15 protein-coding genes are annotated in these 16,016 nt (G+C 38.8%); all 15 read right to left on the bottom strand.

Annotation, left to right across the window (positions count from 1 at the left end; all coding sequences use genetic code 11):
* Positions 1 to 331, bottom strand: a 331-nt coding sequence (locus AC06OU_RS16390; protein WP_475857195.1) for a signal recognition particle receptor subunit alpha, incomplete at its 3' end; no start/stop codon positions are given.
* A gap of 13 nt (positions 332 to 344) precedes the next feature.
* The gene (locus AC06OU_RS16385; RefSeq protein ID WP_169358572.1) at positions 345 to 671 is read right to left on the bottom strand and encodes a putative DNA-binding protein; all 327 of its coding nucleotides are present in this window, start codon (positions 669 to 671) and stop codon (positions 345 to 347) included.
* Positions 672 to 741: 70 nt separating this feature from the next.
* The gene (gene ftsY / locus AC06OU_RS16380) at positions 742 to 1,761 is read right to left on the bottom strand and encodes a signal recognition particle-docking protein FtsY (RefSeq protein ID WP_169358571.1); all 1,020 of its coding nucleotides are present in this window, start codon (positions 1,759 to 1,761) and stop codon (positions 742 to 744) included.
* 15 nt (positions 1,762 to 1,776) lie between these two features.
* The gene (gene smc, locus AC06OU_RS16375; RefSeq protein ID WP_475857194.1) at positions 1,777 to 5,331 is read right to left on the bottom strand and encodes a chromosome segregation protein SMC; all 3,555 of its coding nucleotides are present in this window, start codon (positions 5,329 to 5,331) and stop codon (positions 1,777 to 1,779) included.
* A 3-nt stretch (positions 5,332 to 5,334) separates the two neighbouring features.
* Positions 5,335 to 6,093 (bottom strand): ribonuclease III, encoded by a 759-nt coding sequence (rnc, locus tag AC06OU_RS16370; RefSeq protein ID WP_169358569.1) that lies wholly within the window; start codon positions 6,091 to 6,093, stop codon positions 5,335 to 5,337.
* A gap of 180 nt (positions 6,094 to 6,273) precedes the next feature.
* A complete protein-coding gene (gene acpP / locus AC06OU_RS16365) occupies positions 6,274 to 6,510 on the bottom strand; it encodes an acyl carrier protein (protein WP_169358568.1) in 237 nt (78 codons plus the stop codon).
* A 113-nt stretch (positions 6,511 to 6,623) separates the two neighbouring features.
* A complete protein-coding gene (gene fabG, locus AC06OU_RS16360; RefSeq protein ID WP_475857192.1) occupies positions 6,624 to 7,370 on the bottom strand; it encodes a 3-oxoacyl-[acyl-carrier-protein] reductase in 747 nt (248 codons plus the stop codon).
* Positions 7,363 to 8,313 carry an ACP S-malonyltransferase gene (gene fabD / locus AC06OU_RS16355; RefSeq protein ID WP_475857190.1) on the bottom strand — a complete coding sequence of 317 codons (951 nt, stop codon included), beginning with the start codon at positions 8,311 to 8,313 and terminating at the stop codon, positions 7,363 to 7,365. Before fabD ends, fabG begins: the two co-directional genes overlap by 8 nt.
* Positions 8,306 to 9,301: a phosphate acyltransferase PlsX gene (gene plsX, locus AC06OU_RS16350; protein WP_475857188.1), complete on the bottom strand. Its 996-nt coding sequence runs from the start codon at positions 9,299 to 9,301 to the stop codon at positions 8,306 to 8,308. The genes fabD and plsX overlap by 8 nt, the downstream gene beginning before the upstream one ends.
* A gap of 13 nt (positions 9,302 to 9,314) precedes the next feature.
* Positions 9,315 to 9,881 carry a transcription factor FapR gene (gene fapR / locus AC06OU_RS16345; RefSeq protein ID WP_298472327.1) on the bottom strand — a complete coding sequence of 189 codons (567 nt, stop codon included), beginning with the start codon at positions 9,879 to 9,881 and terminating at the stop codon, positions 9,315 to 9,317.
* Positions 9,882 to 9,977: 96 nt separating this feature from the next.
* Positions 9,978 to 12,026, bottom strand: a complete 2,049-nt coding sequence (gene recG / locus AC06OU_RS16340; RefSeq protein ID WP_475857186.1) for an ATP-dependent DNA helicase RecG — start codon at positions 12,024 to 12,026, stop codon at positions 9,978 to 9,980.
* The gene (gene sdaAA / locus AC06OU_RS16335; protein WP_475857184.1) at positions 12,016 to 12,915 is read right to left on the bottom strand and encodes an L-serine ammonia-lyase, iron-sulfur-dependent, subunit alpha; all 900 of its coding nucleotides are present in this window, start codon (positions 12,913 to 12,915) and stop codon (positions 12,016 to 12,018) included. The genes recG and sdaAA overlap by 11 nt, the downstream gene beginning before the upstream one ends.
* 11 nt (positions 12,916 to 12,926) lie before the next feature.
* Positions 12,927 to 13,589, bottom strand: a complete 663-nt coding sequence (sdaAB, locus tag AC06OU_RS16330) for an L-serine ammonia-lyase, iron-sulfur-dependent subunit beta (protein WP_169358561.1) — start codon at positions 13,587 to 13,589, stop codon at positions 12,927 to 12,929.
* A 150-nt stretch (positions 13,590 to 13,739) separates the two neighbouring features.
* Positions 13,740 to 15,392, bottom strand: a complete 1,653-nt coding sequence (locus AC06OU_RS16325; RefSeq protein ID WP_475857182.1) for a DAK2 domain-containing protein — start codon at positions 15,390 to 15,392, stop codon at positions 13,740 to 13,742.
* A 16-nt stretch (positions 15,393 to 15,408) separates the two neighbouring features.
* Entirely contained in the window at positions 15,409 to 15,771 is a 363-nt protein-coding gene (locus AC06OU_RS16320) for an Asp23/Gls24 family envelope stress response protein (protein ID WP_169358559.1), read from the bottom strand.
* Between the last annotated feature and the right edge of the window lie 245 nt (positions 15,772 to 16,016).

The following is a 16,016-nucleotide window of genomic DNA, read 5'->3' as shown; positions in this document are numbered from 1 at the left end:
CCTGTAATCCAACCATCATAATAACAGTAGGGGGTCTTGAAGAGAAAGCGATCTGGCTCTGCTCGCCTCCCATTAGCTGGGTCAATTCATCTTTTACGATTTTAATGACCTGCTGACCTGGAGTTAAGCTCTTCATCACTTCTTGCCCTACAGCCCGTTCTGAAACGTTTTTAACAAATTCTTTTACCACTTTTAAGTTAACGTCCGCTTCCAGTAGTGCATAACGAACTTCACGCATCATTTCTTTAACATCAGCCTCAGAAATTTTGCCTTTACCTTTGATTTTCTGAATCGTCCCTTGGAGACGCTCAGCTAAACCTTCAAATGCCATGCAAGCTCGCCTCCTAATCCCATTCTTTTAATTGCTCAATGAGTTGAGTCAGTTCTTCTGATGATTGTTCATTTGCTATTTGCATAAGCTGTTTAGTCGTTTCTTGTCTTTTTTCGAATTTGGAAAAAAGATTTAACTTTTCTTCATACTCTTCTAGCATCATTTCAGTGCGACGTATATTGTCATAAACAGCCTGTCTGGATATATTATATTCCTCTGCAATTTCGCCGAGTGATAAATCATCTAAATAATAAAGCTGCATATAGCTTCGTTGTTTATCTGTCAATAAAGCCTGGTAAAAATCGAAGAGAAAATTCATACGAGTCGTTTTTTCAATCATTCCCATCTCTCCTTACCATGAATGGTTCATCTAATAGTTTATAAAGACTAGCTTTAACTGTCAAGTAAAATTACTTGTCTTCTGATGTTTCTTCTAGTTCTAGCCCTTCAGCAAATAATCCATAAACATATTTTTCTGCATCAAATGGCTGTAGGTCATCCATTTGCTCTCCGAGACCAACAAATTTAACTGGTATATGCAGCTTATTGCGGATAGCAAGTACTATACCGCCTTTTGCAGTGCCGTCAAGCTTTGTTAACACAATTCCAGTAACATTGGTCACTTCTTTAAAAGTCTGTGCCTGAACAAGCGCATTTTGTCCTGTAGTGGCATCTAATGCTAGCAATACTTCATGCGGAGCATTAGGTACTTCTCTAGTAATAACTCGGTGAATTTTTTCCAACTCATTCATTAGGTTTACTTTATTTTGCAAACGACCGGCTGTATCACAAATAAGCACATCAGCTTTTCTGTTCTTGGCAGCTCGAATAGCATCATACATAACAGCAGCCGGATCCGAACCCTCTGCCTGTTTTATAACCTCTGCACCTACACGATCGCCCCACACTTGAAGTTGATCAATAGCACCTGCACGGAAAGTGTCCCCGGCAGCAAGCATTACTTTTTTTCCTTCTCCATTTAAACGATGTGCAAGTTTACCAATAGTAGTTGTTTTCCCAACTCCATTAACACCGACGAATAAGATAACTGTTAGTCCTTCTTCTTCGATGTGAAGCTCTGTTAAATCCTCATCACCAGCCTCATAGATCTCAACAAGTTTTTCAGAAATAACAGATTGGATTCCGGCAGTGTCTTTAATATTTTTACGCTGAACCTCAAAACGCAATTTGTCCATTAACTCCACTACGGTTTCAAATCCAACATCTGCCTGAAGCAAAATTTCTTCAAGCTCCTCAAAGAAATCCTCATCTACCTTACGATATTTCGCTACTAAATCATTTACTTTAGAAGTAAATTGATTTCGGGTTTTCGATAGTCCTTCTTTAAATTTATTGGTAATCGAAACTGTTTCTTCAGCCTCTGGTGTAGAGCCCAACATTTTTTCTTTCATTTTTTTAAAAAAGCTCACAGTAGAACCTCCTATTTAAGTGACTAATTCTTCTTCTAATTTTACAGATACAAGCTTGGAAATCCCAGATTCCTGCATAGTGATACCATACAGTACATCTGCCCCCTCCATCGTACCCTTACGGTGTGTAATGACGATAAACTGCGTATCATGACTAAATTTCTTTAAATAGTCGCTATAACGGGTTACGTTTGCCTCGTCTAAAGCAGCTTCCACTTCATCCAAGATACAGAAAGGTACCGGACGAGTATGAAGAATTGAAAACAACAAGGCAATAGCGGTTAATGCTCGTTCACCACCCGACAGTAAAGAAAGATTCTGTAGCTTTTTGCCTGGAGGCTGTGCCACTATATCTATTCCCGTATCCAACATGGAGGTAGGATCAGTTAAAATTAAGTCTGCCTGTCCGCCACCAAATAACTGTCTAAACACTACCTTAAAGTTTCTTTGAATGTCATTAAACGTAGATTCGAAGCGTATAGTCATTTCTTCGTCCATCTCTTTAATAACCTCATGCAATGTATCTTGAGCAGAAAGCAAATCCTCTCTTTGTTCTGTTAAGAACGAGTGACGTTCGCTGACTTGCTCGTATTCCTGTATAGACCCTAAGTTAATAGGTCCCAGCTCTTCTATAGAGCGTTTTAATAGCTTTACTTTTTTGCGAGCAAGCTCCTCATCCATGTCAAAAGGATAGTCTCGCTTTGCTTCATCCAGGGACATTTCATACGTCTCTTCTAGATGTGTTTGAAGTGAATTAGTTTCCACCTCCAGCTTGCTCAACCTTAGTTCTAATGCACGCTCGTCGTTAGAAAAGATACTTAAATGTTGCTGTAGCATCTTTAATTGGCCTTCAGATTCGTTAACTCTTTGAGAAAGTCCAATTCTTTTCTCTTTGTCCGTCGTTATTTGCCCCTGTAGATAATCTTTTTTCTGTTTGTTAGTGGCAATCATTTGGTCAATTTGTTCTGGAGATGGACCTGTTTGGTCATCATTCTCAAACCAGCTGATCTCTTTTTCTAAAGTACCAACTTTTTGAACACAATATTGAATATCCTGTTCCAGCTGTTTCTTTTCTTTCTCTTGTTGCGTCACTTGCTCATTTACTACAGCAATAGAGGACAACAGTTCGCCAAGTTCATTTTGTACTTTATCTTTTTCTTGCATAGACTGTTGCTTTAACAGTTGCAGTTGATCAATAGTTTTTTGAATGGAAGCTAACGATTCATTGATCTCCAAACTACGCTTAGCTGTTTGTTCTTTTTTGCGAACTAGATTCTCATGCAGGTTATTCTTTTCAGTTTGAACCTCATCAAATTCAAGCAAGCGATTGGTTAAACGAGAAATTATAGCTCCACATTCTCTGTCTTCTGACAATAGTTTATGCTCTTCTTCTCGCAAAGCTTCCCCAGAGAGACGCGCTTCCTCTAATGCAATTTTAATCTGTTGAACTTGCTGTTTTTTATGAGCAACTGATTTTTCTGCTTGATGTACGGATTGTTCTAGCTCTACAAGCTTATCATTCAATTGCTCTAACTCAGCTTTTCGTGTAAAGACAGATGACTGTTGTTTTACAGACCCCCCTGTCAAGGAGCCTCCTGCATTTACAACATCACCGTCAAGTGTTACGAAACGGTATCTAAATTGAAGGCGTGCCGCCATTTCGTTAGCGCCCTTTAAATCTGTTGCAATAATAATATTACCTAGTAAACTTTCAATAATTATTTTATAGTCTCTATCGTAATTGACAAGCATGTCTGCCGTATTCACAAAAGATGGATGCTCCTTAATCGGAGCCAGCGTCTGCTCGCTCAATTTACGCGACTTCATAACCTGAAGTGGAAGGAAGGTAGCTCTTCCAACTCTTTTCTTTTTCAGCCAATCAATAGCCATCCGTGCATCCTGACTAGTATCAGTAATTATATGCTGAGACTGCTGGCCAATAGCTGTGTCAATTGCATTCATATAGTTAGATGGAATTTGAATTAGTTCAGCCACTGCGCCATGAATCCCTTTGAGCTCTTTTTTATCACGTGCAACTAATACTTCCTTAACTCCCTGGAAATACCCTGAAAACTCGGATTCAAGCTCTTGTAAGGAATCCTTTCTAGCCTGCATTTGATGCTTCATTTGATAGGCTTTTTGAAGCAACGTTTGCTGTTCCTCATAAGAGGCTTCTAAATGCTCCGATGATTCTCGCTTCGTTTTAAAGTCCTGCACCTTTTGCGCTAAGTCTTTCTGACATGCTTCCAGCTGCTTCTCTATCTCTTTTTTTCGATTTGTAAGCTTTTCTAACTCGTCTTTGATTTCCCGATAATCTTCAATAATTTTCTCAGAAGACACTAGTTCAAATTGAAGCTGCTGTTCCATATGCTTCATTTCATTCTTCATTGTTGCTTCTTCATTTAACAAATCAATGTAAGTGCCCTTCAAAGTTTCGATTTCCTCTTCAACCTCTGAAGCTGACCTACTAAGAACATGATCGATTTGTAATTTTTTTGCTCGAAGTTCTTTTAATGACTGTTTCTTTTTAGAGCTAGAAGAAATATTTTCTTCTAGCTGTTTTTCAAGTACTTGAAGTCTCGTCTTTTCTTCTTCCAAAGCTCTTCTTAGCTGCGATATTTGCTGACTAGCATTTTGTTTTTTCTCAGCAAGCAACAGCTTTCTTCCCTCTAGACGTTCTAATTCAGAACTTACCTCAAGTAACTCAGTCTGCTCCTTGTCTAGCTTTTCATCTGTGGAACTAATGGTTCTTCTTATGGATAAAATATCTGACTCTGCATTACTAATCTTCGTCAAAAGCGACGTTTTTTGCTCTTCTATTTGTTGAAGCTGATTATGTAGCTCTGTACTTTCTTGTACAAAAAGATTCAAGTCATGAGCAATAACTGCTATTTCAATATCCTTTAGTTCTGTAGACATCTCTAAATAATCTGTAGCAAGAGATGATTGAATTTTGAGTGGCTCCATTCGACCATCTAGTTCATGGAGAATATCAAGCACTCGATTTAAGTTATCATCCGTTTCTATCAGCTTAAATTCTGCTTTTTTCTTACGTTGTTTATACTTAAGGACGCCAGCGGTCTCCTCAAATATCGTTCTTCTGTCTTCAGGTCTACTATTTAGTATTTCATCAACACGTCCCTGGGAAATAATAGAGAACGCTTCTTTTCCAAGACCGGAATCCATAAATAAATCAATAATATCTTTCAATCTACACGTTTGCTTGTTAAGAAGATATTCACTATCTCCTGATCGGTAAACCCTTCTCGTAACACTTATTTCAGTAAAATCTAATGGAACACGACGATCAGAATTGTCCAATATTAAGGTAACCTCTGCAAAGTTTAATGCCTTTCTTGAATCACTCCCTGCAAAGATAACATCTTCCATCTTTGTTCCACGGAGTGATTTGGCAGATTGCTCACCTAGCACCCATCTGATTGCATCTGTAACATTACTCTTCCCACTACCGTTCGGACCTACCACTGCAGTAACTCCTGGGACAAAATCTATCCCAACTCGGTCTGCAAATGATTTAAATCCTATAATTTCTAATCTCTTAAGGAACAACGATTATTCCCCCTGTTCTTGATCCTTTATTGCGAGTATCGCTAGTCTAGCTGCTTGTTGCTCTGCTTCTTTTTTAGAACGTCCTATTCCGACGCCAAGTTCCGTTGTATTTAAAATAACACGCGAAACAAAGGTACGGTTATGTGCCGGACCCTTTTCTTCTACAATTTCATAGCTAAGTGCACCATTGTTTTTTTGTTGAATGACTTCTTGTAGTTGGCTTTTATAATCCATCACATGCGAAAAAGCACCGACTTCGATTTTAGGGAAGACAATCTTTTCCAAAAAGGAAACGACTACCTCTAATCCTTGATCCAAATATAAAGCACCGATAAATGCTTCGAATACGTCCGCTAAAAGTGCCGGTCTTTCACGTCCGCCAGTTAACTCTTCTCCTTTTCCAAGGAGCACATACTTACCAAATCCTAATTCGTTTGCAAACACAACTAAAGAAGGCTCACAAACAATCGCTGCTCGAAGCTTTGTAAGCTGCCCCTCACTCATAACCTCGTATTGCTGGAATAAGTATTGAGAAACAGATAATTCTAATACGGCATCTCCTAGAAACTCTAAACGCTCATTATCGGTGAAAAATTTACGTCGATGCTCATTCACATAAGATGAATGGGTAAAGGCTTGATACAATAATGTTGGATTATTGAACTCGATTTCAAAATGACTTTGAAATTTTTGAAACTGTTGTTTAACACTCTCTGGGAACCCTGTTTTTTTAGGGTGGTTGCTTTTTCTATTTACTTTCATCCTGATCTGCCTTTCTTACTTAACATCTATCTGTTTAAGTTTACCTGTTTCTATAGCAATGTGCAAAAAGAAATAGAGACGCTTTTAATTATTCATACGAATAGTAAAAACGTCTCTGTTGCTATTTAACTTAATTCACCTTTATATAAAGAGTATATATATAAAGGTGACTATTTAATATTAGCCTTGCTTGCTTTCAATATAGCTAACTGCGTTACCCACAGTAGAAATATTCTCCGCATCCTCATCCGAAATTTCCATATCGAACTCATCTTCAAGCTCCATAACTAACTCCACTACATCTAGTGAGTCAGCACCTAAATCATCACGGAAAGATGCTTCTAATTTTACTTCGCTCTCGTCTACACCTAGACGATCAACGATCACTTTAGTTACACGTTCTAAAACTGTTGACAAATTTGTCACCTCCCCTCAATGATTATACAAAAAACTTTTAGTCTATGAAAGGCTATTTCACATGAAATCTAAATACTTATACCAGATCGTGCTTATTAAGTTACAGATGGGCATTACATATACATACCGCCATTAACATGAAGCGTTTGCCCAGTAATATAATTAGCATCCTCTGATGCCAAAAATGCTACTGCTTTTGCTATATCTTCAGGATTTCCAAATTTCGCTAAAGGAATTTGGCTCAACATTTGACTTTTAACTTCTTCAGGAAGAGCATCCGTCATATCAGTAGTTATAAACCCAGGCGCAACCGAGTTAACAGTTATATTACGACTCGCTAATTCTTTTGCAGAAGATTTCGTTAGACCAATGACACCAGCCTTAGCCGCAACATAATTAGCCTGTCCAGCATTTCCAGAAACTCCAACAATAGAAGTTATATTAATAATACGACCATTTCGTTGTTTCATCATTTGTCTCGTAACAGCTTTTGTGCAGAGAAATACCCCTTTTAGGTTCGTATTCAATACATCGTCCCATTCCTGTTCCTTCATGCGCATAATTAGATTATCACGTGTGATACCAGCGTTGTTAACTAAAATATCAATAGATCCGAAGACTTCTAAAGTTTGCTTAACTAAACTTTGAACATCATCGGCTTGGTCAATATTAGCTTGAGCAGCAAAAGCAATTCCTCCGCGCGCTTTTATTTCTTCCACAACGGCTTCTGCTTTCTCTTTACTGCCGCTATAATTGACTACTACCTTAGCACCCTCGTTTGCTAAGTAAATAGCTATATCCTTACCGATTCCACGAGAAGCACCTGTTACAATTGCAGATTTGCCTTCTAATTTACCCATTGATAACCTCTCCTATTTCCGTAATGGCTTGCTGGAAGGAAGCCTCGTCATATACACAATAAGTCGTAACAGATCGATCTATTTTTTTGACTAAGCCACTCAGTACCTTACCTGGACCACATTCAATAAAGACATTGACACCAAGATCAAGCATTTTTTGAATCGATTCTTCCCAACGAACGGGCGAATATAACTGTTCGACCAATAGGGACTTCACGTCCTCTGCATCCTCTACAGGAAGCGCCGTAACATTAGAAATTACAGGAGGTTTTGCAGTTGAAAGTTTAATAGAATTGATTGCCTCATCTAATTTATGTGCAGCAGGTCTCATTAATTCAGAATGGAAGGGACCACTAACAGTTAAAGGAATTGCTCTTTTAGCCCCTGCTTCTTTCGCTTGTTCAGAAGCTTTTTTGACTCCTTCTGCTGTACCAGAAATAACAATTTGACCTGGACAATTAAGATTAGCAATTTGCACAATGTCACCAGCTTGCGTAACCTTTTGAGTTACCTCAGCTAAAGAAGTAGCATCTAGTCCTAATATGGCTGCCATTAAGCCTTCTCCTGCCGGTACAGCTTCATTCATGAAAAGACCACGTCTATGAACTAATAATACCGCATCCTCAAAACTAATTGCCCCAGAGGCAACTAAAGCAGAATATTCTCCCAAGCTATGCCCAGCCGTATAATCTGGAGTAATTCCAGCCTCAATTAATAATCTTGCAATCATTGTACTGGTTGTAAGTAAAGCAGGCTGTGCATGGTAGGTTTTAGTTAACTCCTCAGCCGGTCCATTCAACATAATATCTGATAAGGAAAAACCTAATTTTTGATCTGCTGATTCATAAATCTTTTTACTTTCACTGTTGTTTTCAATTAGCTGTTGCCCCATCCCTACTGATTGAGACCCCTGTCCAGGAAATATAAAAGCAATTTTAGTCATCGGAAGATTCCTTTCGTAATGTAGTGTAAATAATCTCAGAAACATTATTTTCTACCATTGTCCGTGCTTGTCTTATCGCATGAAAAACCGCTCTGCTATTAGAGGAACCATGTGCTTTAATAACTGGAGCCTTTAATCCAAATAGACCAGCTCCACCGTACTCAGAGTAATCCAATTTATTTTTAATACCTTTTAACTGATCTTTTACTAGCAACGCTGATATTTTTGTTTTTGTCGATGTATTAAAAGCTTCTTTCAACAAAGTAAACATCGCCCCGGCCGTACCTTCAATCGTTTTTAATACCATATTGCCTGTAAATCCATCTGTTACAACTACATCAGCTACGCCATTTAAAAGATCTCTAGATTCAACGTTTCCTATAAAATTCACCGGTGTCTCTTTCAACAGTAAAAACGCGGCTTTTGTAAGCTCATTCCCTTTTTTGTCTTCGGTTCCTATATTCAGTAGGCCAACTCGAGGGTTTTGAATACCACGAACTTTTTCTGCATATACACTTCCCATTACAGCAAATTGCTGTAGATGTTCCGGTTTGGCATCTGAATTTGCACCAAGGTCAAGCATTACAAACCCTTTCCCGTCTATTGTTGGGAGGGTGGGAGCAAGCGCTGGACGATCTACTTGATCTATCCTACCAACTACAAAAAGTCCCGCTGCCATTAGAGCCCCTGTGTTACCCGCAGAAACACACGCATCTGCCTCGCCACTTTTCACCGATTCAGCCATTTTAACCATTGAGGAATTTTTCTTTCTACGAATAGCTCTAACAGGCTCATCAGTTCCTTCAATCACTTCATCGGTATGAACTACGGTCAAGCGGTCATGCTTAGTTACAAGTGAGTCTAACTTACTTTCATCACCATATAAGATAATATTCAAATCGTCAAAAGCTTCTAGAGCCTCATAGGCTCCCTTTACTATTTCATGAGGGGCATTGTCTCCGCCCATTGCATCTATCGATATTTTCATTTTTACACACCTTTTACTTCATAGTTTCTCTATACATATTAAATTCTCCAACAAAAACAGTTTCATTTTCTACCTTACTTGTCACTTGAATAACTGTATTTTTCTTTTCAGTGTCATTAGATAGGACAACTGCTTTTGCAATAACACGATCACCGACTTTTACAGGCTTCACAAATGTAATATTAGATTTTCTAGTTAAGGCCAGTTCATCATTAATAACAGCTACAGCCAATGAGTTTGCTTGTGCAAAAAGATGATGTCCTCGTGCAATACCATTCCTTGCAAACACATGGTCCTGCTTAATATCTAGTAGTGATATTGCCTGTTTGTCTAAATCTATATCTATAATTTCTCCAATAACCTCATCAATTGGGAGAGATTTTACCTCTTCTTCAAAATTATGAGCTGCAACTGATTTAATCCTCTCACGCAATTCTGGGATGGATAACTCCATTCGATCTAATCGTATGGTTTGCACGCTTACATGAAAAGTTGCCGCCAGGTTTTCATCTGTTATAAAAGGGTTTTTATCTAGCGTTTCTAGTAAAAGCCTTTGTCTTTCTTTTTTCGTATATTTCAAGCTATTCACCACCATTTTAGCACTTGGTACTAATATCAGTATATAAACAATAAAAAAAGAATGCAAGAAATGATTTAGTTCATCCTTGCATTCTTTTTAATCAATTCTTTCCCCATCTAGTGCTTTAGAGTCAACCAAGGCATTCCGTAGACCTTCCATTTCATCGGAATTCCAAAAGTGCTCAGATTCCAATAAACGCTCGGCATCTATTTTCGCTGTATTTAATGCACGATAATCATGAACTAAATCTGCTATTTTAAACTCAGGCAATCCACTTTGTTTTTTCCCAAAGAAGTCACCAGGTCCTCGTAGCTCTAAATCTTTTTCTGCCAAGACAAAACCATCATTCGTCTCTGTCATGGACATCATTCGTTCCTTCCCTTCTTCTGTCTTAGGATCAGCAAGAAGGATACAGTATGATTGGTGTTCTCCGCGCCCAACCCTACCACGTAGTTGGTGTAGCTGTGCTAATCCAAAGCGCTCTGCATCAAATATAATCATAAAGGATGCATTAGGAACGTTTACTCCGACCTCAACTACCGTTGTCGAGACTAATACTTGAATATGCCCCTCGGTAAAATTCCTCATCACTTCATCTTTTTCGTCCGGATGCAGCCGTCCGTGCATCAAGCCAACCGAATAATTTTTTCCGAGCTCATAAGACATCATATTATAAACATCCACCGCATTTTGGACGTCTAGTTTCTCAGACTCCTCAATTAGAGGGCAAATGATATAGGCTTGTCTGCCATTAGCCAACTCTTTTTTAAGACGATCTATAAGTTTAGGAAGCTGATCTTCCTTCATCCAGTGAGTATCAATGGATTTTCTTCCTGCTGGCATCTGATCAATAACAGAGACATCCATTTCCCCAAACGCCGTTATTGCTAAGGTCCGCGGAATAGGTGTCGCTGTCATAAAAAGTACATCTGGATTTTCTCCTTTTTCTTTTAAAACTCTTCTTTGAGCCACACCAAAACGATGTTGTTCGTCCGTAATAACTAAACCAAGATTTTTAAATGAAACATCAGGTTGAATCAACGCATGTGTACCTATTAGTAAATCAATATTACCTGCAGCTAAATTTTCTAGCACCATTCTTCTTGCCTTTTGCCTAGTAGAGCCAGTTAATAGCGCTATTCTTACACCAATGGGTGAGAGCCACTCATCTAATGAAGCTGCATGTTGCTCCGCCAAAATTTCCGTCGGAGCCATCAAAGCACCTTGATAGCCTGCCGTTATGACGGCATACAAACAGATTGCAGCAACTACAGTTTTCCCTGAGCCTACATCCCCTTGTAAAAGTCTGTTCATTCGATTAGGTGCTTTCAAGTCACGACAAATTTCATTAACTACTCTCTTTTGAGCATCAGTCAACTCATAAGGTAAGGATTCAATTAGTTTTTTTACTCGCTCATTATCAAAGGAAACGCCATTTCCAACATTTTGTTCTTTTCGCACCTTTTTAATGGCCTGCATCTTCAACTGAAAGTTAAGTAGTTCCTCGTAAACAAACCGTCTTCTTGCATTTTTGGAATGTTCAGCATCCTGTGGGAAGTGAATTCCCTCGAGAGCCTCCACCATTTCAGGCAATTTATACATCGAGCGGATAGACTCCGGCAAAGGATCCGTGATATCCCCTTTTAACTCATCTAACGCCTGTCGCATAAATCTCCTAAAAACTTTCTGGCTTATGGAGCCTTTCAACGAATAGACAGGTTCAAAATCCTGTTGGTCTGTCTTTGGTCCTACTGAGAACGTCGACACATTAATAACTTGTCGTCCTCTATCCCATTTACCAGTAACAGTAATTACAGAACCTGGAGTTATTTTTGATTTCAAATAAGCTTGATTGAAAAATACAGCCTTGATCAGATGCTGGCCTGCCAACAATCGAACCTGCAACCTCGATTTATTTTTCCCTAAAAAAAGAAGAGAAGGTTCACTTTCGACCCTTCCTTCCACAGTTACTCTCTCATTATGGGCGCTTTCTGCAAGGTTTTTTAACCGAAAATCCTCATGCCTATAAGGAAAGGTCATTACTAAATCATCTAGTGTAACTATCCCTAGCTCCTCTAAGGCTTTAGCAGTTCCTGCCCCTACACCTTTTAGAGAGATAACTAAATCGCTCCCCTTATTTTCCACTGCCGACCACAGCCCCACCAAAGATTTTAGCTTCTAACCATTTTCCTGTAGGTGTAGCTGCTAAGCCTCCTTGAGCAGTTTCTTTTAATGCTGTTGGCATCGTTTGACCAATTTTATACATAGCATCTATTACTTCATCACAAGGAATACGACTTGTTACTCCCGCAAGTGCCATATCTGCTGCCACTAAGGAATTAGAGGCTCCCATCGCATTTCTCTTCACACAAGGTACTTCAACTAGCCCTGCAACTGGATCACATACTAATCCAAGCATGTTTTTTAAAGTAATAGCAAACGCCTCAGCGCTTTGAGAAGGGCTTCCTCCAGCCATTTCAACTATTGCTGCAGCAGCCATCCCTGCCGCTGATCCTACCTCGGCTTGGCAACCACCTGCTGCTCCAGAAATAGAAGCATTATTAGCTACAACGAATCCAAATGCTCCAGATGTAAATAAATATCTAATCATTTGCTCACGAGTTGGGTTCAGCTTATTTTTTACCGCAAATAAAGTTCCTGGGACTACTCCTGCCGAGCCCGCTGTCGGTGTAGCGCAAATAGTTCCCATGGCCGCATTTACTTCATTCGTAGCTACAGCTTTACTTACAGCATCAAGCATCAGTTCTCCAGAAAGAGAATTCCCCTTTTTCATATAAGCTTGCAAAAGAACAGCGTCCCCACCAGTTAATCCAGAAGTGGAACGAACTCCCTTGAGTCCCTTTTCTACTGCTTCTTCCATAACTGTCAGATTACGATCCATCTGTGACATGATTTCTTCACGAGTGCGTTCTGTAATAAGAATTTCTTGTTCTATCATAATCTCAGATATAAGCTTATTTTCTTTTTCAGCTTTTTCTACTAATTCTCGCACATTACGAAATAAGACTTCCATCATAACCCTCCTTAATCTACAATTCTCGTAACCTTCGTTATGTTAGGTAGAGTTGTAATTTCATCTAAAATATCTTTACTCACATTTTGATCCACTTCAATTACCATCAAAGCCATATTTCCTTTCTCTTTTCGAGAAACTTCCATATGACCGATATTAATATTGTGCTTAGCTAAACAATTGGCAACGCTTGCAATACATCCCGAACGGTCATTGTGAACAACTAATATCGCAGCCAAGTTCCCTGACAATCTTAACGGAAAACCATTTAGTTCTGTTATTTCTGTTTTTCCGCCACCAATAGAAATACCAACCACCGACATTTCACGTTCGTCGTCTCCTAATACAATTCTAGCTGTATTCGGATGCTCAGTATGTCCTGTCTCAGGTATAAACTCATAGGATAGACCGACCTTTTCTGCTTCACTAAACGACGTTTTAATACGCTCATCAAAGGTATCATAATCCAATAAGCCACCGATGATTGCCACATCTGTACCATGGCCTTTATATGTTTCGGCAAAAGAGCCATAAAGATGGATTTTTGCCCAAGTAGGTTGCTTTCCAAATAAATCTCTTGCTACCCTTCCTATTCGTGCTGCGCCAGCAGTATGGGAAGAGGACGGTCCAATCATAACGGGTCCAATAATGTCAAAAACAGACTTAAATTTCATTTGACAGACCTCACTTTCATGTTGATATTTCTATTTTACACTTTTAGGGAACTTTAAACAAAAGTATTGTACGAAAGGATTATATAGAACTCTGAAATTTCTTGCTAAAAAAAAAGCGTGGGATTTCTCCCACGCGGAGTATTTCTAGTTTTATTCTACTGATAAAATATATGGGTACAATGGTTGTTTACCGTTATAAAGCTCTACTTCCACATCTTCAAAGTTCTCTTCAATAAACGAAGCAAATTTCCCAGCTTCCTCTTCCGTGACATCTTCTCCGTAAATAACTGTCACTATTTCAGAATCCTCGTCAATTAATTCTTTTGCCAACTTAGTGGCTGCCTCCACTCTAGATGGCTGTGAAAGTATAATTTTCCCTTCAGCTAGAGACATAAAATCATCTTTTTTAATCTCTACACCGTCAATTGACGTATCACGCACAGCAAACGTAACTTGACCAGTTTTCACGTGAGCAAAAGCATCGGTCATATTCTTTTGGTTTTCTTGAACAGTCGCTTGAGCGTTAAACGCTAAAATTGCTGCCATTCCTTGAGGAATTGTTTTTGTAGGCACCACTGCTGCCTCAATCCCTAGAACCTCTGCAGCTTGTTCAGCAGCCATTACGATGTTTTTGTTATTAGGAAGTATTAGTACACGCTCAGCTCCTACAGACTCAATCGCCTTTACAATGTCTTCAGTAGAAGGATTCATTGTCTGACCACCTTCTATCACAGCTGAAGCTCCTAGACTCTTCAATAATTCAGCGACACCTGTTCCCATTGCAACTGTTACTACTGCATAAGGATGAACTTCTGCTTTCTTAGCAGTATTAGAAGAATGACCTTCGCCTACGATATCTGTATGCTGTTGGCGCATATTTTCAATTTTAATTTTAATTAGGTCCCCATATTGTTGACCATAAGTTAAGACTTCACCTGGTGTTTCAGAATGGATATGAATCTTAGCAATCTCATCATCGGAGATAACTAAAAGTGAGTCACCATATTCGCTTAAATCATTACGGAAGTCATTTTCGATAAAGGCTTTCTTGCCCTCTTCAAAACGGACCATGAACTCTGTACAGAAACCAAATTCAATGTCAGCAGTATCCATATATCCTTGAACACTTTTATGATGCTCAGCACTAACCAAATCGTCCATAGAGGAACTAATAGTTCTCTCAGGAAGAGCTTCTCCCTTTAAGCTAGCAAGGAAACCTTCATAAACAAATACTAAGCCTTGTCCGCCACTATCAACTACACCTACTTCTTTCAAAACAGGTAGTAGATCCGGAGTTCTGTTTAGTGATAGTTTAGACTCTTCTACAACAACCGCCATTAGTTCTGATATATCTGTAATCGTTTCACTAGCTTCCACTGCTTTTTTAGCTGAATCTTTTGCTACTGTTAAAATAGTGCCTTCAACTGGTTTCATAACAGCTTTGTATGCCGTTTCTACTCCATACTGTAAAGCTTGGGCAAATTGTTTTGCATCTAAGGTAGCATACTGCTCAATCGACTTTCCAAAGCCTCTAAAAAGTTGCGATAAAATAACTCCAGAGTTTCCTCGAGCACCCATTAGCAAACCTTTGGACAATGCTTGAGCTGTTTTGCCAATATGCTCACTAGTATGAGCAGTTGTCTCTTTAGCCCCTGAAGTCATTGAAAGATTCATGTTTGTGCCTGTATCACCATCGGGTACAGGGAATACGTTTAATGCGTCGACATAGTCAGCGTTTTGGAAAAGATGATGTGCTCCCATCTTGACCATATCCGCAAATTGATTACCATTGATTGATTTCATTGTTTTCTCTCCTTAATCACACGTTTGCCACGCGAACTCCTTGTACGTAAACATTTACGGATTTCACCGACATACCAAGAGATTTATTTAGCGTGTATTTAACTTTAGACTGGACTTGATAAGCAATCTCAGAAATTTTTGTTCCGTAACTTACAACTATATACATATCGATATGTAAATCATCTTTTTCCTGTCTAACAATTACACCTTTTGTAAAGTTCTCTTTTCTTAATATATCTGTTAAACCATCTCTGATTTGATGCTTTGATGCCATACCAACAATTCCATAGCATTCAATCGCTGCTCCGCCTGCAATTTGAGCAATAGTATCTTGTGATATATCAATGTGCCCAAATTCATTTGTTAATTCTATTGACATGTTGAAACCTCCCAAGTCCTTTTTGACTATCCCTTATTGTACTACACCCTTTAAAATTATAAAAGACACGTTTCTATTCGTCTACTTTTTGCAAAAGTGGTTTTTAATTAGCTCTTCCTTTTCAAAAAAAAAGATGGTTTGATCTATACATTATACGTTATTTTCTATACAACCTGTAATTATAGCAATAAGGTGCTCGATGACCTGAATAAAAATAATTCAGAATTACTTTCGCGTGTGCTAGT

Source organism: Psychrobacillus sp. (assembly GCF_056205495.1).
Note: the sequence above shows the minus strand (reverse complement) of the source record. Positions and strands in the feature narration are given on the sequence as shown.